Origin of the sequence: Kitasatospora sp. NPDC051853, from assembly GCF_044452665.1 — a bacterium.
Taxonomy (GTDB): domain Bacteria; phylum Actinomycetota; class Actinomycetes; order Streptomycetales; family Streptomycetaceae; genus Kitasatospora.
The window spans coordinates 324,648-347,210 of record NZ_JBITBY010000010.1 but is presented as its reverse complement, the minus strand read 5'-3'; the positions used below and the strand labels follow the sequence as shown (position 1 = coordinate 347,210).

The 22,563-nt window shown below is 73.0% G+C and carries 23 protein-coding genes; 19 read left to right on the top strand and 4 right to left on the bottom strand.

Annotated elements, in window-relative coordinates; genetic code table 11:
* Nucleotides 1-150: 150 nt before the first annotated feature.
* Nucleotides 151-516 carry a hypothetical protein gene (locus ACIA8O_RS28715; protein ID WP_396296864.1) on the top strand — a complete coding sequence of 122 codons (366 nt, stop codon included), beginning with the start codon at nucleotides 151-153 and terminating at the stop codon, nucleotides 514-516.
* 33 nt (nucleotides 517-549) lie between these two features.
* Here the strand turns inward: ACIA8O_RS28715 and galE are convergent, their stop codons facing one another.
* The gene (gene galE, locus ACIA8O_RS28710) at nucleotides 550-1,515 is read right to left on the bottom strand and encodes a UDP-glucose 4-epimerase GalE (RefSeq protein WP_396296863.1); all 966 of its coding nucleotides are present in this window, start codon (nucleotides 1,513-1,515) and stop codon (nucleotides 550-552) included.
* A gap of 149 nt (nucleotides 1,516-1,664) precedes the next feature.
* Between galE and ACIA8O_RS28705 the strand changes: the two genes are divergently transcribed.
* On the top strand, nucleotides 1,665-2,789 hold the full coding sequence (locus ACIA8O_RS28705; protein ID WP_396296862.1) for a S1C family serine protease: 1,125 nt from the start codon (nucleotides 1,665-1,667) through the stop codon (nucleotides 2,787-2,789).
* 137 nt (nucleotides 2,790-2,926) lie between these two features.
* On the top strand, nucleotides 2,927-3,292 hold the full coding sequence (locus ACIA8O_RS28700) for a helix-turn-helix domain-containing protein (protein ID WP_396296861.1): 366 nt from the start codon (nucleotides 2,927-2,929) through the stop codon (nucleotides 3,290-3,292).
* 3 nt (nucleotides 3,293-3,295) lie between these two features.
* Here the strand turns inward: ACIA8O_RS28700 and ACIA8O_RS28695 are convergent, their stop codons facing one another.
* Nucleotides 3,296-4,447: a sensor histidine kinase gene (locus ACIA8O_RS28695; RefSeq protein WP_396296860.1), complete on the bottom strand. Its 1,152-nt coding sequence runs from the start codon at nucleotides 4,445-4,447 to the stop codon at nucleotides 3,296-3,298.
* Between the two features lie 228 nt (nucleotides 4,448-4,675).
* Between ACIA8O_RS28695 and ACIA8O_RS28690 the strand changes: the two genes are divergently transcribed.
* The 12 genes from ACIA8O_RS28690 (at nucleotide 4,676) to lpdA (ending at nucleotide 16,922) form a co-directional block, all read left to right on the top strand.
* Nucleotides 4,676-5,083 carry an NADH-quinone oxidoreductase subunit A gene (locus ACIA8O_RS28690; protein WP_345278880.1) on the top strand — a complete coding sequence of 136 codons (408 nt, stop codon included), beginning with the start codon at nucleotides 4,676-4,678 and terminating at the stop codon, nucleotides 5,081-5,083.
* A complete protein-coding gene (locus ACIA8O_RS28685) occupies nucleotides 5,074-5,688 on the top strand; it encodes an NADH-quinone oxidoreductase subunit B family protein (protein WP_345278878.1) in 615 nt (204 codons plus the stop codon). The genes ACIA8O_RS28690 and ACIA8O_RS28685 overlap by 10 nt, the downstream gene beginning before the upstream one ends.
* Complete coding sequence (locus ACIA8O_RS28680) at nucleotides 5,685-6,872, top strand: NADH-quinone oxidoreductase subunit C (protein WP_396296859.1); 1,188 nt, start codon at nucleotides 5,685-5,687, stop codon at nucleotides 6,870-6,872. The genes ACIA8O_RS28685 and ACIA8O_RS28680 overlap by 4 nt, the downstream gene beginning before the upstream one ends.
* An 11-nt stretch (nucleotides 6,873-6,883) precedes the next feature.
* The gene (locus ACIA8O_RS28675) at nucleotides 6,884-7,828 is read left to right on the top strand and encodes an NADH-quinone oxidoreductase subunit H (RefSeq protein WP_396296920.1); all 945 of its coding nucleotides are present in this window, start codon (nucleotides 6,884-6,886) and stop codon (nucleotides 7,826-7,828) included.
* Entirely contained in the window at nucleotides 7,829-8,374 is a 546-nt protein-coding gene (locus ACIA8O_RS28670) for a NuoI/complex I 23 kDa subunit family protein (protein WP_396296858.1), read from the top strand.
* Nucleotides 8,371-9,006, top strand: coding sequence for an NADH-quinone oxidoreductase subunit J (locus ACIA8O_RS28665; RefSeq protein ID WP_396296857.1), 636 nt, complete (start codon nucleotides 8,371-8,373; stop codon nucleotides 9,004-9,006). Before ACIA8O_RS28670 ends, ACIA8O_RS28665 begins: the two co-directional genes overlap by 4 nt.
* Nucleotides 9,007-9,010: 4 nt before the next feature.
* Nucleotides 9,011-9,391 (top strand): NADH-quinone oxidoreductase subunit NuoK, encoded by a 381-nt coding sequence (gene nuoK, locus ACIA8O_RS28660; RefSeq protein WP_396296856.1) that lies wholly within the window; start codon nucleotides 9,011-9,013, stop codon nucleotides 9,389-9,391.
* A complete protein-coding gene (locus ACIA8O_RS28655; protein ID WP_396296855.1) occupies nucleotides 9,388-11,412 on the top strand; it encodes an NADH-quinone oxidoreductase subunit L in 2,025 nt (674 codons plus the stop codon). Before nuoK ends, ACIA8O_RS28655 begins: the two co-directional genes overlap by 4 nt.
* Nucleotides 11,413-11,443: 31 nt before the next feature.
* Entirely contained in the window at nucleotides 11,444-12,964 is a 1,521-nt protein-coding gene (locus ACIA8O_RS28650; RefSeq protein WP_396296854.1) for a NuoM family protein, read from the top strand.
* Nucleotides 12,965-13,003: 39 nt separating this feature from the next.
* Nucleotides 13,004-14,494: an NADH-quinone oxidoreductase subunit N gene (locus ACIA8O_RS28645; RefSeq protein WP_396296853.1), complete on the top strand. Its 1,491-nt coding sequence runs from the start codon at nucleotides 13,004-13,006 to the stop codon at nucleotides 14,492-14,494.
* A gap of 104 nt (nucleotides 14,495-14,598) precedes the next feature.
* Complete coding sequence (gene htpX, locus ACIA8O_RS28640) at nucleotides 14,599-15,462, top strand: zinc metalloprotease HtpX (protein WP_396296852.1); 864 nt, start codon at nucleotides 14,599-14,601, stop codon at nucleotides 15,460-15,462.
* Nucleotides 15,463-15,509: 47 nt separating this feature from the next.
* Entirely contained in the window at nucleotides 15,510-16,922 is a 1,413-nt protein-coding gene (gene lpdA / locus ACIA8O_RS28635; RefSeq protein WP_396296851.1) for a dihydrolipoyl dehydrogenase, read from the top strand.
* A 40-nt stretch (nucleotides 16,923-16,962) separates the two neighbouring features.
* On the opposite strand, the gene ACIA8O_RS28630 is transcribed toward lpdA, so the two are convergent.
* On the bottom strand, nucleotides 16,963-17,403 hold the full coding sequence (locus tag ACIA8O_RS28630) for a hypothetical protein (protein WP_396296850.1): 441 nt from the start codon (nucleotides 17,401-17,403) through the stop codon (nucleotides 16,963-16,965).
* A gap of 157 nt (nucleotides 17,404-17,560) precedes the next feature.
* Between ACIA8O_RS28630 and ACIA8O_RS28625 the strand changes: the two genes are divergently transcribed.
* Nucleotides 17,561-17,854 (top strand): hypothetical protein, encoded by a 294-nt coding sequence (locus tag ACIA8O_RS28625; protein WP_396296849.1) that lies wholly within the window; start codon nucleotides 17,561-17,563, stop codon nucleotides 17,852-17,854.
* A 1-nt stretch (nucleotide 17,855) separates the two neighbouring features.
* On the opposite strand, the gene ACIA8O_RS28620 is transcribed toward ACIA8O_RS28625, so the two are convergent.
* The gene (locus ACIA8O_RS28620; RefSeq protein ID WP_396296848.1) at nucleotides 17,856-18,767 is read right to left on the bottom strand and encodes a carbohydrate kinase; all 912 of its coding nucleotides are present in this window, start codon (nucleotides 18,765-18,767) and stop codon (nucleotides 17,856-17,858) included.
* A 652-nt stretch (nucleotides 18,768-19,419) separates the two neighbouring features.
* On the opposite strand from ACIA8O_RS28620, the gene ACIA8O_RS28615 reads away from it, so the two are divergent.
* The 3 genes from ACIA8O_RS28615 (at nucleotide 19,420) to ACIA8O_RS28605 (ending at nucleotide 22,482) form a co-directional block, all read left to right on the top strand.
* The gene (locus ACIA8O_RS28615; protein WP_396296847.1) at nucleotides 19,420-20,298 is read left to right on the top strand and encodes a hypothetical protein; all 879 of its coding nucleotides are present in this window, start codon (nucleotides 19,420-19,422) and stop codon (nucleotides 20,296-20,298) included.
* A gap of 205 nt (nucleotides 20,299-20,503) precedes the next feature.
* Nucleotides 20,504-21,721: an Ig-like domain-containing protein gene (locus tag ACIA8O_RS28610; protein ID WP_396296846.1), complete on the top strand. Its 1,218-nt coding sequence runs from the start codon at nucleotides 20,504-20,506 to the stop codon at nucleotides 21,719-21,721.
* Between the two features lie 212 nt (nucleotides 21,722-21,933).
* Complete coding sequence (locus ACIA8O_RS28605) at nucleotides 21,934-22,482, top strand: DoxX family membrane protein (RefSeq protein WP_396296845.1); 549 nt, start codon at nucleotides 21,934-21,936, stop codon at nucleotides 22,480-22,482.
* Nucleotides 22,483-22,563 lie beyond the last annotated feature (81 nt).

The following is a 22,563-nucleotide window of genomic DNA, read 5'->3' as shown; positions in this document are numbered from 1 at the left end:
GGGGGGGTTTGCGCGTATTCCCTGCGGGGGGGGGGTTGGGTGGCGGGCCGTGCGCCCCTCGTTCGCCCGGGGGGGGGCCCCCCGGGGGCGGGGGGGGGGGGCCCCGGGCCCCCCCGCGGCCGGGAGGGGTGGGCGCTGGGCTGCGTCGGGGTGGCCCTGCTGCCGGTGCTGGCGGCCGGCGGCTGGGTGGTGTCCTCCGCCGTGCAGGAGCGGGACGCGAAGTCCCGGGCGGCGGCGGAGGCGGACCGGGCGGCTGGGGCGTTCGTCGCCTCGGTCGCGGGCCTGGACTACACCCACGGCGTGCCGAAGGACGGCCTGGAGGCCGCGGCCGCCGCCGGCAAGGTCCGGCTGAGCGAGGTCCGGCCCGGGCCGGGCTGGACGGCCGAGGTGAAGCTGCGGGTGGAGCGGGGCTACACCTCGTCGCCCGTGCCGATGCACCTGACCGCCAAGCGCTGCTACCGCCTGGTGCTGGGCGTCCCGGGCCCGGCCCCGGTGCTCGCCGGGGCGGACTGCTGAGCCTCCGTCAGCCGCGGCGCCGCCAGACCTCCGTCAGCCGCGGCGCTGCCAGGCCTCCCAGGCCGAGCCGATCATCGAGTCCAGGTCGTGGGCGGCCTTCCAGCCCAGCTCGCGGTGGATCAGCTCGGCGGAGGCGACCACGCTGGCCGGGTCCCCGGCACGGCGCGGGGCGATCTCCGGCGGGGTGTCCAGGCCGGTGATCCGGGCGATCGCGGTGATCATCTCCAGGACCGAGACGCCCTCGCCCCGGCCGATGTTGAGGGTCAGCGCGAGCCGCTCCCCGGTGGCCTCCAGCCGCTGCACCGCGGCCACGTGGGCGGAGGCGATGTCCGCGACGTGGATGTAGTCGCGGACGCAGCTGCCGTCGGGGGTGGCGTAGTCGTCGCCGAAGACCAGCGGGGCCCGTCCGTCCGTCAGCCGCTGGAGCACCATCGGCACCAGGTTGGAGACCCCGTCGTCGGCCAGCTCGGGGGCGGCGGTGCCGGCCACGTTGAAGTAGCGCAGCGAGACGGTGGACAGGCCGTGGGCCCGGCCGACGGCCTTCACCATCCACTCGCCGGCCAGCTTGCTCTCGCCGTACGGGTTCATCGGGTCGCAGGGGGTGGACTCGGTGACCAGGTCCACGTCCGGCATGCCGTAGACGGCGGCCGAAGAGGAGAACAGCACGTGCCGCAGGCCGCCGTCCACGGCCGCCTCCAGCACGGTCTGCAGGCCGGTGAGGTTCTCCCGGTAGTAGCGCAGCGGCTGCTCGACCGACTCGCCGACGGCCTTCTTCGCGGCGATGTGCACCACGCCGGTGACCGCGTGCTCGCGGATCACCGCGTCCAGCGCCGACCGGTCCAGCGTGGAGCCGACCACCAGCGGCACGCCCTCGGGCAGCCGGGACGCCGCACCGCTGCTCAGGTCGTCCAGCACGACCACCCGCCGTCCGGTCGCGACCAGCTCCCGCACGACATGTCCGCCGATGTAACCGGCTCCGCCGGTGATCAACCAGGTCATGTCCGAGAGCCTATGCCGCCGGCCCGGCGCTCCGGGAGCGGACTCTGACAGCGCGTCGGTTCGCGATATCGGGACATAAAGGTGCAATCCTGCCAAAGCTGCCCACGCCCGCCGGCAGTCGACCGCGCACGGAACCGGAGGAAACCCAGGTGCACCCCAAGAAGGAACCCACCCGCCCGGTCCCGGCCGGACCCCGCCCCACCGGGCCGCGGCTACTGCTCCCCGGCGCGGCCCTGCTGGCCGCCGTCGCCCTGGTCAGCGGCTGCACCAGCAGCAGTTCCTCTTCCTCCTCGTCCCCCTCTGCGTCCGCCTCCGCCTCCTCCACCTCGGCCGCGCCCACCAGCTCCAACTCGCTCCAGGACGACTACCAGAAGGTGATCGCCAACGTGCTGCCCTCGGTGGTGCAGATCACCACCGGCACCGGGCTCGGCTCCGGCATCGTCTACGACGACAAGGGCCACGTCGTCACCAACGCCCACGTGGTCGGCAGCGCCAAGACCTTCACCGTCACCCTGGCCAACAGCAGCAAGCCCCTCGACGCCACCCTGGTCGCCAGCTACCCCGAGTCCGACCTCGCCGTCATCAAGCTCACCAACGCGCCCAGCGGCCTCAAGCCCGCCACCTTCGGCGACTCCGGCAAGGTCGAGGTCGGCCAGATCACCCTCGCCATGGGCAGCCCGCTCGGCCTCTCCTCCTCCGTCACCCAGGGCATCGTCTCGGCCACCGGCCGGACCGTCTCCGAACCCAAGGGCGGCGACTCCCCCGGCGCCACCATCGGCAACATGGTGCAGACCTCCGCCGCCATCAACCCCGGCAACAGCGGCGGCGCCCTGGTCAACCTCTCCAGCCAGGTCATCGGCATCAACACCCTCGCCGCCACCGACCCCGACATGAACGGCAGCGCCGCCCCCGGCATCGGCTTCGCCATCCCCGCCGCCACCATCACCAGCATCGCCGACCAGCTCATCAAGGACGGCAAGGTCACCAACTCCGGCCGCGCCGCCCTCGGCATCACCGCCCGCACCTACTTCGACGCCGACTTCCGCCCCGCCGGCGTCGTCATCGCCTCCGTCACCCCCGGCGGCCCCGCCGCCAACGCCGGCCTCCAGCCCGGCGACGTCATCACCAAGCTCGGCGACACCCCCATCACCACCATGAACACCCTCTCCACCGCCCTCGCCTCCCTCCAGCCCGGCGCCCAGGTCCCCGTCACCTACCAACGCGACGGCAAGACCACCACCACCAACGTCACCCTGGGCACCCTCCAGAACTGACACCCCCTCACCCAGACCCCGGGCCCGGCAGGCCCACACCCGCGCAAGGGCAGGCCTGCCGGGCCCGGTCACGCCGATACGCTCGTTGCGCACCCGGACGGCACACCGGGAGGGCTGCGCTTCGCCGAGGAGGGTCCATGAACCATGCCGAGTGGAAGCGTTGGCCCCGGAAGTCCGTCGAGGCTGCGGCCGGGACGTCCCTGCACTACGTGGAGGCCGGGTACGCGTTCGCCCTCGGGCAGGCCGTGTACGACCGCCGGACCGAGCTGGGGCTGTCGCAGGCGGAGGTGGCGCGGCGGGCGGGGATGACCCAGCCGCAGGTCTCGAACGTCGAGGGCGGCGATTCGGTGCCGACCCTGCCGGTGCTCATCCGGCTCGCGAAGGCGCTGGAGGCCTCGCTGACGATCGCCCTCGACGGTGACGCCTCGGCCTTCGTGTTCACCGCGCACGACACCCGGGGGCCCGACGAGGCACCCCCGGGCGGGCGCACCGCCGCTGCCTGACCGTCAGCTCCGGTGGGTGCGGGTGTGCCAGGGGAGTTCGACGGTGACGGTGGTGGGGCCGCCGGTGGGGCTGTCGATGAGGAGGAGGCCGTCGACGGCGGTGACGCGGTCGGTGAGGCCGGCCAGGCCGGAGTTGGGGTGGGGGGTGGCGCCGCCGTGGCCGTCGTCCTTGACCTGGAGGATGAGGCGGTCGTCGGAGCGCCAGGCCTCGACGGTGGCGGTGGTGGCGCGGGCGTGCTTGGAGATGTTGGTGAGCAGCTCGCTGACGGTGAAGTAGGCGATGCCCTCGACGGCGGAGGCCGGGCGGTCGGGGAGGTCGACGTGGACGGTGACGCCGCCGGGGACGGTGCAGCGGGCGGCGACGGCGGAGAGGGCGGCGTCCAGGCCGCGGTCGGTGAGGACGGCGGGGTGGATGCCGCGGGCGAGGTCGCGGAGCTCCTGGAGGGCGAGCTTCACCTCGCCGTGGGCGGCGTCGACCATGACGGTCGCGGCGGCGGGGTCCTCGGTGAGCTTCTCCTTGGCCAGGCCGAGGTCCATGGCGAGGGCGACCAGCCGGGCCTGCGCCCCGTCGTGCAGGTCGCGCTCGATGCGGCGCAGGTCGGCGGCGGCGGTGTCGACGACCACGCCCCGGTCGTCCTCCAGTTCGCGGACCCGCTCGGAGAGCGCGCTGGGCATCAGCAGACTGTCCGTCAGGACCCGGTCGGTGGCGAAGAGGAACCGCATCGCCCAGGGCAGGATCGGCCAGCCGATGACCAGGAGCACCAGGGTGAGGACGAAGGAGAGGATCCCCCAGGGAACCATCACCAGGCAGTAGAGCGCCGAACGCCAGGAGAGCGAGTCGGTGATCTGGGCGGTGACGCGACCGGCCGCACCGGGGCGGGTGATCCGGGCCGGCGGGGCGATCACCGGGGGCGTGCCGAGCACCAGGGCGGAGCGGCGGCGGCCGAGCGCGCCGAGGGAGCGGCTGACGCCGAGGCCGAAGGCGAGCAGTGGCAGGCCGATGACGGTGACGGAGAGCCCGAGCCCGGCGACCAGCAGGACCGAGGTGACGGCGAACCCGAGGACCCCCACCGGCAGGTTGAGCAGCAGGTGCTGGACCTGTCGCCACATCAGCTTGCCGTACAGCGGGGGGCGGAGGTTCTGGTTCTCCTTCATCACGTGCCCAAGCCTCTCAGTAGATCTTCCGGGTCGAGCATCGCGGGTCGGGCGGGCAGGAGGCCATGAGGGCTGTGGGTGTCCACAGGGTGGGGATATCCCCACCCCCTCCGCGTCCACGGACCGTCTTGCTGGTCGGGCACGGTCTGGCGGGACAGGGCGGTGCACATAGACTCACGCTCTGACATTGCTGGGACGCGTGAGTAGTAGAAGAAGAGAGGCGGACGCATGGAGGGGCAGTTGGCCGCTGCCGACCCTGCTGCGGGAGCCGGCTATTTCGACGCCTACGCGGCCGTCGGGCTGCTCGCCGTGGTCGGCGCGCTGTTCGTCGCGGTCTCGTTCACGGTGAACCGCCTGCTCCGGCCGGTGGTGCACTCGCCGGAGAAGCTGCTCGCGTACGAGTGCGGCGTCGATCCGGTGGGCGAGGGCTGGGCGCACACCCAGGTCCGCTACTACGTCTACGCGTTCCTCTACGTCATCTTCGCGGTGGACGCGATCTACCTCTTCCCGTGGGCGACGGTCTTCGCCGACCCCGGGTACGGCGCGGCCACCCTGATCGAGATGTTCGTCTTCATCGGCTTCCTGGCGGTCGGTCTGCTGTACGCCTGGAAGAAGGGCGTTCTGGAATGGACCTGAGCCACAACCACGGCGGCCCGGTGCCCCTGGGCATCCCGGACCCGGCCAACCCCGGGGCGGTGGAGGTCCGCAAGGTCGGCCCGCTGGCCCGGCTGGCGCCGGACCCGGTCAAGGTGGTGCTCAACTGGGGCCGCCGGTACAGCCTCTGGTGCTTCAACTTCGGACTGGCCTGCTGCGCGATCGAGTTCATCGCCGCCTCGATGGCCAAGCACGACTTCATCCGGATGGGCGTGATCCCGTTCGCCCCCGGCCCGCGCCAGGCCGACCTGATGATCGTCTCCGGCACCGTCACCGACAAGATGGCCCCGGCCGTCAAGCGGCTGTACGAGCAGATGCCCGAGCCGAAGTACGTGATCTCCTTCGGGGCCTGCGCCAACTCCGGCGGCCCGTACTGGGACTCGTACTCCGTCACCAAGGGCGTGGACCAGATCATCCCGGTCGACGTCTACGTGCCCGGCTGCCCGCCGCGGCCGGAGGCGCTGCTGCAGGGCATCCTCAAGCTCCAGGAGAAGATCGCGGCCGAGTCGCTGCCGCAGCGGTACGCGGCGCCGGACGCCGCCCTGCGCCGCCCGCTGGTGGCCGGCCCGGAGGCTGAGCAGAAGTGACGCACCCCCAGATCACGGCCCCGCTCACCGCCGAGAACGCCGCCGAGGTGTTCGGCGAGTGGGCCACCGCCGCCGAGGCGTACCAGCTGCTGACGGTCGACGTGCCCGCCGAGCGCTGGATCGAGGCGCTCACCACCGCCCGGGACGTGCTCGGCCTGGCCTTCTTCGACTGGCTGAGCGCCGTGGACGAGCTGGCCGACGGCTTCTCCGTCGCCGCCCACCTCGCCGACGCGGGGTCGGGGCCGGTCCGCCACCTGCTGCTGCGCACCCGCGTGCCGCGTGCCGCCGCCACGCTGCCCACCGCCGTCGGCGTGTACGCCGGGGCGGGGTGGCACGAGCGGGAGACGGCCGAGATGTTCGGCATCGACTTCACCGGGCACCCGCACCTGATCACCCTGCTGCTGCCGGACGGCTTCGAGGGCCACCCGCTGCGCAAGGAGTTCGTGCTCGCGGCCCGGGTCGCCAAGGCCTGGCCGGGCGCGAAGGAGCCCGGCGAGAGCGAGGGCGACGGCCCGGCCCGGCGCAAGATGCAGCCGGCCGGCGTCCCGGACCCGAACGAGTGGGGCCCGCTCAAGGGCACCCTGCCGCCGGTCGCGGAACGCCCCGCCCGGGCGGCCCGTACGCCGCGCGCGGCGGCAGCCGGTGCGGCCGGTGCCGCGGGCTCCGCGGGTGCGGAAGGCGCCGAGGCGCGTCCGCGCCGGACCCGCTCGATCAGCGACGGCTCGGTCAGCCAGGCCGCGGAGGGCGCACCGGCCACCGAGGCCGCACCCCGCCCGCGCCGCACCCGGTCGATCAGCGACGGCTCGGTGAGCCAGACCGCGGGCGCGACCCCGGCACCTGAGGCACCGTCACGTCCGGCCCCCCGTTCGTCGGACGCCCCGTGGCACAACCCGGCCCCCTCGACCGACCAGCCCGCCGCCGCCCCGGCCCGCCCCGCACCCCCGGCCCCGCCGGTCAGCGGCGGCCCGGGCGCCCCGGCCGTCCCGGCAACGCCCACACCCGCCGCCGAGCCCGCTCCGGAGGCAAAGCCCGCCGCCGAGTCCGCTCCCACGCCGGAGGCGAAGCCCGCGCCGAGCGCCACTCCCGCGCCGGAGGCTGCCCCCGCGCCGGAGGCGAAGCCCGCCGTCGAGCCGAAGGCGAAGCCGGACGCCGAGTCCGAGCCGCAGGAAGGAGAGGGCGCGTGAGCCTCCTCGAGATGCTGCTGCGCTGCGTCGCGGTACTGGTGGTGTTCCTGGTCGCCCCGCTGGTGATCGGTCAGACCGAGCACAAGGTGATGGCGCACATGCAGGGCCGCCTCGGCCCGATGTACGCGGGTGGTTTCCACGGCTGGGCCCAGCTGGTGGCGGACGGCGTGAAGTTCGTGCAGAAGGAGGACGTGGTTCCGGCCGAGGCCGACCGCCGCGTGTTCCACCTGGCGCCCGCCGTCGCGCTCCTGCCCTACCTGATCGTGCTCCTGGTCATCCCGGTCGGCCCGGACGGCTTCGTCGGCCAGTCCGTCGACGCGGGCATCTTCTTCGTGCTCGCGGTGATGGGCATCGGCGTGCTCGGCTCCCTCATGGCGGGCTGGGCCTCGGCCAACAAGTTCTCCCTGCTCGGGGGCCTGCGCACCGCCGCCCAGCTGATGGCGTACGAGCTGCCGATGCTGCTCGCCGCCGCCTCCGTGGCGATGGCGGCCGGCACCCTCTCCCTCCCCGGGATCCTGGAGGGCTTCCAGTGGTGGTGGGTGCCGTGGCAGATCACCGGCGCCTTCGTCTTCTTCGTGGCCGGTCTCGCCGAGCTCCAGCGACCGCCGTTCGACATGCCGGTGGCCGACTCCGAGATCATCTTCGGCGCGTACACCGAGTACACCGGCATCCGCTTCGCGTTCTTCCTGCTCTCCGAGTACGCGGGCATCCTGGTCGTCTCCGCGCTCACCGCCGTCCTCTTCCTGGGCGGCTGGCACGGCCCCTTCTCGGACCAGCTCGGCTGGCTCTGGACGATCGTGAAGACCTTCGCCCTCGCCCTGGTGGTGATCTGGCTGCGCGTCACCTGGCCCCGCCTGCGCGAGGACCAGCTGATGAAGTTCGCCTGGACCACGCTGATCCCGCTGGCCCTGGCCCAGCTCGCGCTGACCGGCATCGTGAAGGTGGCGATCCAGTAAATGAAGCTTCCCGGCTCCGGCCTGGCCAAGGGCCTCGCCGTCACGCTCCGCACGATGACGAAGAAGACCGTCACCGCGCAGTACCCGGACGTCCAGCCCGAGCTCGCTCCCCGCACCCGCGGTGTGATCGCGCTGCTGGAGGAGAACTGCACGGTCTGCATGCTCTGCGCCCGCGAGTGCCCGGACTGGTGCATCTACATCGACTCCCACAAGGAGACGCTGCCCGCCGCCGACCCGAACGCCCGCGCCCGCACCCGCAACGTGCTGGACCGCTTCGCGATCGACTTCTCGCTCTGCATGTACTGCGGGATCTGCATCGAGGTCTGCCCCTTCGACGCGCTGTTCTGGTCCCCGGAGTTCGAGTACGCGGAGACCGACATCCTGGAGCTCACCCACGAGAAGGAGCGGCTCCGCGAGTGGATGTGGACGGTGCCCGCACCGCCCGCGCTGGACCCGGCGGCCGAGGAGCCCAAGGAGATCGCGATGGCCCGCAAGGCCGCCGAGAAGGCCGCGGCAGCGCTCGCCAAGGAGGCTGACGAGCAGTGAGTCTGCTGACTGCGGCCGGTTCGCTGGAGCCGGCCACCCGTTCCTTCCTCTCCCCGACCGGGGCGGAGATCGTCTTCCTGCTGGTCGGCGTCGCCGTGCTCGGCGCGGCCGTGCTCACCGTGACCACCCGTCAGCTGGTGCACGCCGCGCTCTGGCTGGTCGTGGCACTCGGCGGCCTCGCCGTGGAGTTCCTCCTGCTCACCGCCGAGTTCATCGCCTGGGTGCAGGTGCTGATCTACCTGGGCTCGGTGGTCGTCCTGGTCCTCTTCGGACTGATGCTCACCCGGGCCCCGATCGGCCGCTCCCCGGACGCCGACTCGGGCAACCGCTGGGCCGCCCTGGCGGTCGGCCTGGGCAGTGCGGCCGTCCTGGTGACCCTGGTGGTGGACGCGTTCCGCACCACCTGGATCGACCTCGGTGCGGGCGGCGGCAGCGCGCGGGCCACCGGCCAGTACCTGTTCCGGCACTGGGTGCTGCCCTTCGAGGCGCTCTCGGTGCTGCTGCTGGCCGCGCTGGTCGGCGCCATCGTGCTCTCCCGCGGCAAGGACGGCGGCAGGCCCAGGCCCCGCCCCGGCAAGTTGCGGGCCGGCAAGGCGACCAGCGCCAAGGCGACCACCCCGAAGGAGCGCTGACGCGATGCACCTCGCCTACCCCGTCGTGCTCGCCGCGCTGCTGTTCAGCGTCGGCGTCTACGGCGTGCTCGCCCGGCGCAACACCATCCTGGTCCTGATGTCCGTCGAGCTGATGCTCAACGCCGTCAACCTCAACCTGGTCGCCTTCGACGTCTGGCTGCGGGACACCCTGCACGCCGGTCAGGCGCTCACCCTGTTCACCATCACGCTGGCCGCCGCCGAGATCGGTCTCGGCCTGGCCATCGTGCTGCTGGTCTTCCGCACCCGCGGCACCGCCGACGTCGACCGGGTCAACGGCCTGGGTGACGACGCGTCAGGCGACGCGTCAGGCGACGCGTCAGGCGACGCCGCAGCAGACGCAGAGCCGGCGGAGGCCGCCGCATGAACCTCGCCCTCCCGATCCTGGTCCCGGTGCTCCCCGCCCTGGGCGCCGCCGCCACCCTGGCGACCGGCAGGCGCGCCCCCGGCCTGACCCGGCCGCTGGCCGTGCTGCCGGTGCTCGCCTCGGCGGTGCTGGCCCTGCTGGTCGCGCTCGACCTCGGCACCACCGGACGGCTCGACGCCGCCACCCGGCTGGCCCCGACCGGCGGCCCGGACCTCTCCCTCGCCCTCCACCTGGACGGCTACAGCTCGCTGATCTCGGTGCTGGTCGGCCTGGTCGCCACCTGCGTGCAGGTGTACTCGACCGCCTACCTCAAGGACGACCCGCGCTACCCGTCCTACGCCGCGCTGGTCTCGCTCTTCACCGCCGCGATGTTCCTGGTCGTCTACTCCGGCGACCTCGTCGTCCTGCTGGTCGGCTGGGAGGTGATGGGCATCTGCTCGTACTTCCTGATCGGCCACCACTGGGAGACCGCCGACGCCCGCTCCGCCAGCCTCAAGGCCTTCCTGGTCACCAAGCTCGGCGACGTGCCGTTCCTGATCGGCATCTTCCTGCTGGGCGCCGACGCGGGCACCTTCCGGATCGAGGGCGTGCTCAGGGCCGCCACCGAGGGCCAGCTCTCGCACCCGACCCTCACCGCGCTGCTGCTGCTCGGCGGCGTCGCGGGCAAGAGCGCGCAGTTCCCGCTGCACACCTGGCTCCCGGACGCGATGGCCGGCCCGACGCCGGTCTCCGCGCTGATCCACGCCGCCACCATGGTCGCGGCCGGCATCTACCTGGTGGCCCGGCTGCTGCCGGTCTTCCTGGCCTCCACCGCCGCGCTGGTGGTGCTGGCGGTGATGGCCGCCGTCACCATGGTCGGCTCCGCGCTCTGCGCCCTCGCCCAGGACGACCTCAAGCGGGTCCTGGCCTACTCGACGGTCGGTCAGCTCGGCTACATGGCGGGCGCGCTGGCCGCCGGTGACCGGCAGGCCGCCGTCTTCCACCTGGTCGGCCACGGCGCCTTCAAGGCCCTGCTCTTCCTGGCGGCCGGCGTGGTGATCCACGCCGCGCACACCAACTCGCTCTCGGCCATGGCCCGCATCCCGGACCTGCGCAAGAAGGTCCCGGACGCCTACTGGACGATGGGCATCGCGCTGGTCGCCCTGGTCGGCCTGCCGCCGTTCACCGGCTTCTTCACCAAGGAGTCGGTGCTCACCGCCGCCGAGCACGCCGCCACCGGCGAGGCGCTGACCAACGGCCTGGGCCCGGCGAGTGCCGTCCCGGCCGTCGCCGGGTGGATCGTGCTGGTCTCCGCCGGTCTGACCGCGCTGCTCACCGCGGCGTACGCGGCCCGGCTCTGGCTGCTGGCCTTCCACAGCTCGGACGTCCCGCTCACCCGCCCGGCGCAGGCCCCGTACTCCCCGGAGGTCGACGAGGCCGACCCGGAGCACGCCGAGCCCGCCGCGATGCGCTGGCCGCTCTGGGTGCTGGCGGTGCCGACCATGGCCTTCGGCATCGCGGGCCTGCGCACCGACTGGCTGCCCGCGCTGCTGGACGGCGGCGAGCTCCGCCCGTCCACCGTGACGGCCGTGATCGGCACCGGCCTCGCCGTCGCCGGTCTGCTGATCGGCTGGGCCGCCTGGCGGACCGTCACCTCCCGGGCGATCGACGCCGCCGTCCGGGTGCCCGAGCAGCCGGGGGCCCCGGCCGCCGAGTCGCTGACGCCCGCCGCCCCCAAGCCCGCCCCGGCCACCGACCCGGGCCGCCTGCTGCTCGGCCCGCTGTACGGGCCCGCGCTGCACGGCTTCCACGTGGACGCGCTCTACTCGGCGCTGTTCGTCCGGCCGACCGCGGCCGCCGCCCGGCTGGTTCGCTTCCTGGACCGCGAGGTCGTCGAGACCTACGTCCAGGGCAGCGGCCAGGGCGCCAAGCTGCTCGGCTGGGCCGTCCGCCGCGCCCAGACCGGCAACGCCCAGACCTACCTGAGCGCGCTGCTCGCCGCCGTGGTGCTGCTCACCGTCCTGGTGGCGGTGGGCACGTGACCCTCTCTCACCACTCCGTCGGAGGCCGTCGGTGAACGTGCTCCTCATCGCCCTCCTGGCCCTGCCCCTGCTGGGCGCCGCCGCCACCCTGGCCCCGCTCGGCGAGCGGGCCGCGCTGCGGCTCGGCGTCGGCGTCACCGGCGCGGTGCTGCTCGGCTCGATCGGCCTCGCCGCCGCCTTCGACCACGACGAGCCCGCGCGGATCCAGGGCGTCACCGATGTCGCGTGGATCCCGGCCATCGACGTCCGCCTCCACCTCGGCGTGGACGGCATCTCGCTGCCGCTGGTGGTCCTGACGGCGCTGCTCACCTTCCTGTGTGCCGTCTACTCCACCAAGCGCCTGCCGGACGGGCCCGGCGCCCGGGCCTTCACCGGCCTGGTCCTGCTCCTGGAGGTCGGCATGCTCGCCACCTTCCTGGTGCTCGACCTGGTGCTGTTCTTCCTGGCCTTCGAGATCGTGCTGATCCCGATGTACTTCCTGATCGCCCGCTGGGGCAGCGGTCAGCGGGTCCCGGCGGCCAACCGCTTCATCCTCTACACCCTGCTCGGCTCCGCCGTGATGCTGCTCGGCTTCCTGCTGATCGGCCATCAGACCGGCACCTTCGACATGACCGAGCTGGCGCAGCGCCACGGCTCCGGCCTGAGCCACGGCACCCAGGTGATCGCCGCGCTGGCGATCCTGGTCGGCCTGGCCGTGAAGGCCCCGGCCTTCCCGCTGCACAGCTGGCTGCCGGACGCGCACACCGCCGCGCCCACCGCCGGCTCGGTGCTGCTGGCCGGCGTGATGCTCAAGATGGGCACCTACGGCCTGGTCCGGGTGCTGCTCCCGGTGGTCCCGGACGGCACCGCCACGCTGGCCCCGTACCTCGGGGCGCTGGCCGCCGTCGGCATCGTCTACGGCTCGCTGGCCTGCCTGGCCCTGGCCCGGCCCGGTGCCAAGGGCGACCTCAAGCGCCTGATCGCGTACTCCTCGGTCGGCCACATGGGCTTCGTGCTGCTCGGGATCGCCTCGCTCACCCCGAGCGGGGTGAACGGCGCCCTGTTCGCCAACATCGCCCACGGCCTGATCACCGGCCTGCTGTTCTTCCTGGTCGGCGCCGTCAAGGACCGCTACGGCACCGCCGACCTGGACACCCTCGCCGGTGCCACCGGCGCCGCGCTGTACGGCCGGGCGCCCCGGATCGGCGGGCTGCTGGCCTTCGCCGCCGTGGCCAGCCTCGGCCTGCCCGGCCTGGCCGGCTTCTGGGGCGAACTGCTCGCCATGTACGGCGCCTTCGAGCCGGCTGCCGGGCTCTCCCGCCCCGCCTTCCTCACCTACCTGGTGCTGGCCGGGCTCGGCACCCTGCTCACCGCCGCCTACCTGCTGATCGTGGTCAAGCGGGTCTGCATGGGCGATCCGAAGCAGGACGGGCCCGAGCTTGCGGACATCAAGGCGTACGAGGCGGTCAGCTGGACCCCGCTGGCCGCCCTCACCCTGCTGGCCGGGCTCTGGCCCGCCCTGCTGCTCGGGCTCTCCGACCCGGCCGTCAAGCACCTGCTCGGGGGTGGCTGACCCGTGCTCACCCTCCCCACCTCCCTGGGACGGACCGCCATGACTCCTCTCGCCGCCGCCGACCCGGGCTCGCTGATCCAGTCCGTCGACTGGGTGGCGATCGCCCCGACGCTGATCGCCGCGCTCGGGGCCCTGGTGGTGCTGGTGGCCGACCTCTTCCTGAAGGGGAGTCAGAAGCGGCTGCTCTCCTGGCTGGCGGGCGGGGCCCTGGTGCTCGCGCTGGCCGCCCTGCTGCCGCTCGCCCTCGGCGACCCGCGCTCCACCTTCTGCATCACCGGCACCGGCTGCTCCTACGTGGCCGACGACTTCACGCTGGTCTTCCAGCTGCTGGCGCTGGCCGGCGCCCTGCTGGTCACCCTGCTCTCCGTCCACACCGTCAGCTCCGAGCAGCTGCCCGGCGGCGAGTACTGGTTCCTGCTGCTGAGCAGCGCCGCCGGCGCCGCCCTGCTGCCCGCCTCCCGGGACCTGGCCACCCTGGTGGTCGCCCTGGAGGTCGTCACCCTGCCGTCCTTCGCGCTGGTCGCGCTGCGCCGGGACGGGCGGGGCGCCGAGGCCTCGATGAAGTTCTTCCTCTCCTCCGTCACGGCCACCGCCGTGATGCTGCTGGGCGTCGGCTTCGTCTACGCCGCCTCCGGCAGCCTCCACTTCTCCGCCGTGGCCGAGGGCCTGACGCAGGCCCCGGCCCAGCTGCGCCACCTGGCCGAGGCGGGCGCGGTGCTCACCCTGGTCGGCTTCGCCTTCAAGACCGCCGCCGTGCCGTTCCACTTCTGGGTGCCGGACACCTACGTCGGCTCCCCGGTGCCGGTCGCGGGCTACCTCTCGGTGGTCGGCAAGGCGGCCGGTCTGGCGGGCCTCGCCCTGGTCACCACGCTGGCCTTCCGCCCGTACGGGCACACCTGGGGCCTGGTGCTCGCGGTGCTGGCCGCCGTCACCATGACCGCGGGCAACGTGGCCGCGCTCCGCCAGCGCGGCGCGGACCGGGACGGCGCCGTCCGGCTGCTGGCCTGGTCCTCCGTCAGCCAGGCCGGGTACCTGCTGGTGCCGCTGGCCGCCGCCGGGTATGCGGGGACGGCGGAGCCGGTCGGGGCGGCGGCCGCGTACGCGCTGATCTACGGGGCCGTCAACCTCGGTGCCTTCGCCGTGGTCGCGGTCTGCGGCGGCGGCGCGCTGGACTCCTACCGGGGCCTGTTCGCCCGCAACCGCTGGTCCGCGCTGGCGCTGGCCTTCTTCCTGCTCTGCCTGGCCGGGCTGCCGCCGGGCGTGGTCGGCCTGTTCGGCAAGGTCGTGGTCTTCCAGGCCGCGGTGGACGCGGGCCTCGGCTGGCTGGCCGTGGTGATGGCGGTCAACGTCGTGATCGCGCTGTACTACTACCTCACCTGGACCGCGAAGCTCTTCGCCCCGGGCGAGGGGACGGCCCGTCAGGTCCCGGGCCCGCTGAAGGCCGGCATCGCCCTGACGGCCGCAACCGCGGGCGTCCTCTCAGTGGCCCCGCAGCTCGTTCTCCAGGTGGTGTCGGGCTCCCTGTTCTGACGTACCGGCGGTCCTCAGGGAACGAAGGGCCCGTGCGGGCACGTTGATCCCGTAGTAGGGATGGGGTCAGAAGGGCTTCCCACCGCACCACCTGGAGGGCCTGCGTGCACCGGCACAACGGGTTGAGGACGGCCGCACTGCTCGGCGGCCTGTCGGCGCTGATCCTGGTGATCGGCAGCTTCTTCGGCCGGGCGGGCTTCGTCCTCGCACTGCTGGTCGCCCTCGGCACCAACGCCTACGCGTACTGGAACAGCGACAAGCTCGCGCTGCGCGCCATGCGGGCCCGCCCGGTCAGCGAGATCGAGGCGCCGCAGCTGTACCGGATCGTCCGCGAGCTCTCCACCTCCGCCCGTCAGCCGATGCCCCGGCTCTACATCTCGCCCACCGAGGCGCCGAACGCCTTCGCCACCGGCCGCGACCCGCGGCACGCCGCCGTCTGCTGCACCGAGGGCATCCTGCGGCTGCTGGACGAGCGCGAGCTGCGCGGGGTGCTGGGCCACGAGCTCAGCCACGTCCACAACCGGGACATCCTGATCTCCTCGGTGGCCGGCGCGCTGGCCTCGGTGGTGATGTTCCTGGTCAACTTCGCCTGGCTGATCCCGTTCGGCCGCAGCGAGGACGACGACGGCCCGGGCCTGTTCGGCATGCTGGCGATGATGATCCTCGGCCCGCTGGCCGCCTCCCTGATCCAACTGGCCGTCAGCCGCTCCCGGGAGTACCAGGCCGACGCCGACGGCGCCCGGATCACCGGGGACCCGCTCGCCCTGGCCGGCGCGCTGCGCAAGCTGGAGAGCGGCACCCAGCTGCGCCCGCTGCCGCCCGAGCCGGGCCTGAAGACCGCCAGCCACATGATGATCGCCAGCCCGTTCCGCACCGGCGAGGCCGGCACCCGGCTGTTCTCCACCCACCCGCCGATGGCCGAGCGGATCGCCCGGCTGGAGCGGATGGCCGGGGAGCGGCTGGCATGACAATCTGATCCCCGCCCTCAACACAGCGACCGCAGGAGCACATCCGCATGAGCAGCGCAGCACACTACGACGTCGTCGTCCTCGGTGCCGGTCCCGGCGGCTACACCGCAGCCGTCCGCTCCGCCCAACTGGGCCTGCGCACGGCCGTGATCGAGTCCAAGTACTGGGGCGGCGTCTGTCTGAACGTCGGCTGCATCCCGTCCAAGGCGCTGCTGCGCAACGCCGAGCTGGCGCACATCTTCACCAAGGAGGCCAAGACCTTCGGCATCAAGGTCGAGGGCTCGGTCAGCTTCGACTACACCGAGGCGTTCAAGCGCAGCCGCTCGGTGGCCGACGGCCGGGTCAAGGGCGTCCACTACCTGATGAAGAAGAACGGGATCACGGAGTACGACGGCCGTGGCACCTTCGTGGACGAGCACACCCTCCAGGTCGCGCTGAACGGCGGCGGCTTCGAGGTCGTCACCTTCGACCACTGCATCATCGCCACCGGCGCCTCCACCCGCCTGCTGCCCGGCACCAGCCTGAGCGACCGGGTGGTGACGTACGAGGAGCAGATCCTCACCGACCAGCTGCCCGGCAGCATCATCATCGCGGGCGCCGGCGCGATCGGCGTCGAGTTCGCCTACGTGCTGCACAACTACGGCGTGCAGGTCACCATCGTCGAGTTCCTGGACCGGATGGTGCCGCTGGAGGACGCCGAGGTCTCGGCCGAGCTGGCCAAGCAGTACAAGAAGCTGGGCATCCAGGTGCTCACCTCCACCCGGGTCGAGTCGATCGACGACAGCGACCCGGCGGCCAAGGTGAAGGTCACCGTCACCAAGGACGGCGTGCAGCAGGTGCTGGAGGCCGACAAGGTGCTCCAGGCGATCGGCTTCGCCCCCCGCACCCAGGGCTACGGCCTGGAGAACGCAGGGGTCAAGCTCACCGACCGGGGCGCCATCGCGATCGACGGCCGCGGCCGCACCAGCGTGGACCACATCTTCGCGATCGGCGACGTGACCGCCAAGCTGATGCTGGCCCACGCGGCCGAGGCGATGGCCGTGATCGCCGCCGAGACCATCGGCGACGCGGAGACCATGGAGGTGGACTTCGCGATGATCCCGCGCGCCACCTACTGCCAGCCGCAGATCGCCAGCTTCGGCTACACCGAGGCGCAGGCCCGGGAGCTCGGCTACGACGTCAAGGTCGCCAAGTTCCCGTTCACCGCCAACGGCAAGGCCCACGGCCTCGGCCACCCGGTCGGCTTCGTCAAGGTGATCAGCGACAACACCCACGGCGAGCTGCTCGGCGCCCACATGATCGGCCCCGAGGTCACCGAGCTGCTGCCCGAGCTGACGCTGGCCCAGCAGTGGGACCTCACCGTGCACGAGGTGGCCCGCAACGTGCACGCCCACCCGACCCTCGGCGAGGCCGTCAAGGAGGCCGTGCACGGCCTGGCCGGCCACATGATCAACATGTGACCGGCCGGTTGGTCTGGGCCCTTCGCGGGCCTGCCGCGCGTCAGTCGCGGTAGGTGCAGAGGGCCCAGACCACGAAGGCGTCGATCGCGATGGCGATCAGCGACCAGAGCGGGTAGTAGGGCAGGAAGAGGAAGTTCAGCACCAGGTGCAGCGAGACCAGGGCGATGCCGACCACCCGGGCCCAGGCCGCGCCGGTGAGCATCCCGAAGCCGACCAGGGCGAGCACCGCGCCGAGCAGCAGGTGGATCCAGCCCCAGGACGTCAGGCTGAACGAGAAGGTGTAGTTCGGGGTGGTCAGGTAGACGTCGTCCTTGGCCAGCGCCACCACGCCCTGCAGGACCCCGATCACCCCGCTGACGGCCATCATCACGCCGGCGAACAGCACCAGGCCGGTGACCGCCCCGGAGTTGGACCGGCGCGCACCGCCCGGGGCGGGTACGGGGCCTGACGGATCGTAGAGCGGGCCGGATGCCTGGGCCATGGCTGCCTCCTGGGCTGAACTGACGGAGTGCCAGTTTTGTCCCATTATGTGAGGGCCGTCGGTGCACGGCACCCCGGACGGGGCGGCGGGTGGACGGCGGATGGACGGCCCTCCGGGGGCGCGGGACGATGGAGGCGGCAGGAGAGAGGGGCCCGGGATGCGCCAGCACCGATTCCACCGCGACCACGGCGAGCACTCCGTCACCGTCTTCCTCCGGCAGGGCCTGCACACCGAGGCCGAGCTGCTGGTCGACGGCAAGGAGGTCGGCAACCGCCGCCTGACCGGCCGGGGCCCCTGGGCCCTGGACGACTCCCTCCCCGAGGACCCGCCGGTGCCGTTCACCGTCCGGATCACCCCGAGCGACCCGCCGGCCTGCGTCCTGGAGATCGCCGGGGCCGTGCACCCGATGCCGCCGGTGCAGCCGGCGCCGCCGGCGCCGCCGGCGACCTGAGTCAGCCGGAGAGCTCCGCGGCGGTCGGCGGATTGGCACCGGCCCGGGAGACGGTGAGGGCGGCGGCGCGGCCCGCGTAGCGCAGCAGCCAGGCCAGCTCCCGCTGGTTCAGCACCGACAGCGCCGGGCGGGCCGCCGCACCCAGCAGCCCCCGGGAGGCCAGCCGGTCCAGCACCGCCGCCGTGAACGAATCCCCCGCCCCGACCGTGTCCACCACCTCGGCCGGGGCGGCGGCCTGCTCGGCCTCGGCGTACCGGGTGTACGCGGCGGAACCGGCGGCGCCCCTGGTCACCAGCACCACGGCCGGGCCGAGGGCCAGCCAGTGCCCGGCCACCTCGCGCTCGCTCCTGCCCGGGTAGAGCCAGGCCAGGTCCTCGTCACTGGCCTTCACCAGATCGGCCACCGCGACGCAGCGCTCCACCCGCGGGAGCGCCTCGGCCGGGGAGCCGAGCAGAGCGGGGCGGACGTTGGGGTCGTAGCTGACGGAGGAACCGGCGGCACGGGCCCGCTCCGCGAGGGCCAGCACCGTCGCGGCCCCCGGCTCCAGCAGGGCGGAGACCGAGCCCAGGTGCAGGTGCTCGGCCGGCGCCACCTCGGTGTCGGCCAGGCTCCACCGCACGTCCAGCTCGTACGAGGGCTGCCCGTCCGGGCCGAGGGTCACCACGGCGGTCGGGGTCGGCACCCCGGCCTGACCGTCCGTCAGCAGCTCCACCCCGGCCCCGCGCAGATGACCCGCGATCAGCTCCCCGACCGGGTCCGCCCCGAGCTGGGTCAGCAGCGCCGCCCGCCGCCCCAGCCTGGCCAGCCCGTACGCGACGTTCGCCGGACTCCCCCCGGCGTGCACCACGTCCTCCCGCCCGTCCACCCGGACGACGTCTGCCACGCTCTCCCCGACCACCACGAACGAACCCATGACCGCCAACCTACCGGCCCGCCCTGACCGCCCTCCGGGCGGTCAGGGGCGCGAGGAACTGCGCGAATCGGAAGAAGGCGACCCAAGTGCCGGGTACGGAGACCCAGTTGCAAGTGAACCCCCGCCCCCGGCAACCAGGCCGGCCCCTCCCGCAGCGCGCAGCCACCCGGGAGGCCCGCCCGCGCCGCGCGCCCGGACCGCCCTCCGGGCGGTCAGGGGCGCGGGGAACTGCGCGAATCGGAAGGAGGTGACCCAAGTGCCGGGTACGGAGACTCAGTTGCAGGTGAACCCCCGTACCCGGCAACCAGGCCGCCGCCTCCGCCGCGCGCAGCCACCCGGGAGGCCCACCCGGGGGTGCGGGGAACTGCGCGAATCGGGAGAAGGTGACCCAAGTGCCGGGTACGGAGACCCAGTTGCAGGTGAACCCCCGTACCCGGCAACCAGGTCGTTGTCTCCCGCAGCGCGCAGTTCCCCGCGCCCCCGGCCTCACCACCTTGCGGCTACCCGTGCCTCCCCCGCGTGCCCCGCGCAGCGGCTCCACCAGCTCTCCAGATGCTCCGTCGTGCGCCCCGCGCAGCGGAAAAACGGGCCTGGTTGGGGTGGGGTGGGGGCGGTTATGTTGGTCGCTCCTGGGGCGGGAGGGGCGTGGGTGGTGAGCATCGAGGAGGCGGCGGCCCGGCGGTACGGGGCGGCCGGGGCGGCGGAGGGGGCCGGGCTCGCGGCGGTGCTGGCGGGGTACCGGCGGGCGCACCCGGGGGAGGGGCCGGTCGAGCTGGTGGCGGCGTTGGTGCACGGGCACCGGGAGGTGCTGGCGGCCCGGGAGCGGTTGGTGCGGCTGGCGGCGGGTGCGGGGCCGGAGGGGGAGCTGCGGGCGGGGGCGGAGCGGGCCGGGTTCGATCCGGCGGCGTCGTTCCAGGCCTGGCTGGCGGGCCGGGCGGCGGCCGCCCCGGGGGAGGAGGGGGCGGAGCGGCTGCGGGAGCGCCTGGGCCGGGTGCCGGGCCGGTTCGCGGTGGAGGCGCCGGAGCCGGGCCGCTGGCTGGTCCTGGGGCAGGGGGCGGAGGAGCAGGCGGTGACGGCGCTGCTCGGCGGTGGCTGTCTGGCCGTCGGCCTGGAGCGGATCGGTCCGGAGGCGGCCCGCCGTTCGGTGCGTGACGCCCGCGCCGCGCACCGCCTGGCGGCGGGCCGTCCGGGTGTCTGGCGGTACGCGGAGCTGTGGCCGCTGGCGGTGACGGCCGCGGCCGTGGACCGGCTGGATCCGCTGCTGGCCCCGGCGGTGGCCGCCGCCCGTACGTACCCGTACCTGGCGGAGGCGGTCCGGGCCTTCGCGGACCACGGGTTCGACCCGCCGAGGGCGGCCCGCGCGCTGCGCCTGCGGCCGGAGGAGCTGGAGCGGCAGTTGCACCGCTGGCGGCAGCTCACCGGTGCCGACGTCCGTACCCTGCCCGGCCTGACGGCCTCCCGGGCCGCCGTCGAGCTGGCCGCCGTCGAGCCGTCCGCGGTCGAGCCGTCCGCCCGAACACCGGGGGAATAGGGGGGTCCCCCCACTCGCTGCCGTCGAGGAGTGGGGCCGCATGATGGGCGGGTGACCCGGCCCGGCCGCCGGGCGTTCACCGAGCCGTCGTGGGGCGCTCCGTGCAGCTGTTGCCCATTCGTGACCGATACCGGGCCGTCTGACGCAACCTTCACCACCCGTGTGGACGTATACAGAGACCGTAGGCGATGTGGGGAGTACACGGATGAGGCGGGCAGACAGGGCCCTGGTGGCGGGCGTGGTCGGCGGCGTGCTGATGCTGACGGCGGCGTGCAGCGGCGGCAGCGGCGGTGGCAGCGGCAGCGGCGGCAGTGGCGGCGACGGGGCCGGCAAGCCGTCGGCGGAGGCGTCGAAGACCTCCGCGGCGGTGGTGAGCGTGGAGCCGGCGGACGGGACCAAGGAGGTCAAGCCGTCCGGTGTGCTGAAGGTCGCGGTGGCGAGCGGGAAGCTCACCACGGTGAAGGTGACCGGCAAGGACGGCGCCGAGGTGCCGGGCGAGCTGGCCGCGGACGGTTCGGGCTGGGTTCCGAAGACCAACCTGGCGGTCTCCACCGAGTACCAGGTGGACGCCCAGGCGGTGGACGACAAGGGTGTGGCGACCAGCAAGAAGAGCAGCTTCACCACGCTGACCCCGAAGAAGGGCGCGGGCCCGCGGGACAACGTCGCGGAGAACCAGACCTACGGCGTCGGCATGATCGTCTCGCTCACCTTCACCACGCCGGTGAAGGACAAGGAGGCGGTGGAGAAGGCGGTCACCTTCCAGACCGCCGACAACGCCGTGGTGAAGCCGCACTGGTTCGGCAACCAGCGGGTGGACTTCCGTCCGGAGGCGTACTGGAAGTCGAACAGCAAGGTCACGGTCAAGTACAACCTCAAGAGCGTGGAGACCTCGCCCGGGGTCTACGGCGAGGTGGACAGCTCCCAGACCTTCAACATCGGCCGCTCCCGGGTCAGCGTCGCGGACGCCTCGTCGAAGCAGATGGTGGTGACCGAGGAGGGCAAGGCGCCGTTCACCGTGCCGATCAGCGCCGGTGCCAGCTCGCCCGCCTCCCAGAACACCTTCAACGGGACCATGGTGGTGATGGCCAAGGAGGGCACCACCGTCATGGACTCCAGCACGGTGGCCAACCACGAGGGCCCGGACTACAAGGTCGAGATGCCGCACGCGCTGCGGCTCACCCCGACCGGCACCTACGTGCACGGCAAGAACGTGTCCCGGTCGATCTTCGGCAGCCAGAACACCAGCCACGGCTGCATCGGCCTGTACGACACGGCCGGTGACGGTTCGTCGGACACCCCGGCGGGCAGCTTCTACGACGCCTCGATCGTCGGCGACGTGGTGACCGTGAAGAACTCGGTGGGCAAGCAGGTCGACCCGTCGAACGGCATGAGCGGCTGGAACATCGACTGGAGCAAGTGGTGACGGTGCGTCAGCCCTAGCTCGCCTTCTCGGGCGGGGGTGCCATCGGGTTTACCGGGCACCCCCCATCGAAGGGACGGACGGCCACGGGTCGTACGTGGACCGTACCTTTGTGGGAGTAGAAAACCCACAGGAAATGGAGACGCAGTACCACGCTTTCCATTTCGGTGCGGACTCCCCGTCCCTCGGAGTTCCCGAGAAAGCGAGAATGGAAAATGACCACCACCAGAGAGCGTTCTTCCGCCGTCACGTTCCGAAGGCGCATCCGCGCTGAAATCCTGCCGGTCAGCGTGGAGGCCCGCCTCTCGCTGCTGCTCAGGGTGAGCGTGGCCCTGGTGTTCATCTGGTTCGGACTGCCGAAGTTCTGGCCCGGGCTCAGCCCGGCCGAACCGCTGGCGGTCCGGACCACGGAGGCCCTGACGTTCGGCGTGCTGCACGGGCACCTCGCCTGTGTGCTGATCGCGGTCTTCGAGGTCGGCTTCGGCCTCCTCTTACTGACCGGCCGGATCCCTCGGCTCACCTACCTGGTGTTCCTCGGCCACATGGCCGGGACGGCCGCCCCGCTGATCCTCTTCCCCGAGGTCACCTGGGTGATGCCGGTCGTGGGGACGCTGGAGGGCCAGTACATCCTGAAGAACGTGGTGCTGATCGCGGCGGTCACCTCCGCCCTGGTCCTGACGCGTCAGGACCAGCGCCAGCGCCGCCGGCTCCAGCAGCAGATCGACGAGCTGGAGCACGCCCGGCCGGCCGCCGTGGCGGCCTGACCCACCCTCGCCCCACCGACCTGAACGGATTCTCCCCGACCGGGGGACGGCAATGACGCCGTCCTCCGGTTCCTGCTTTTC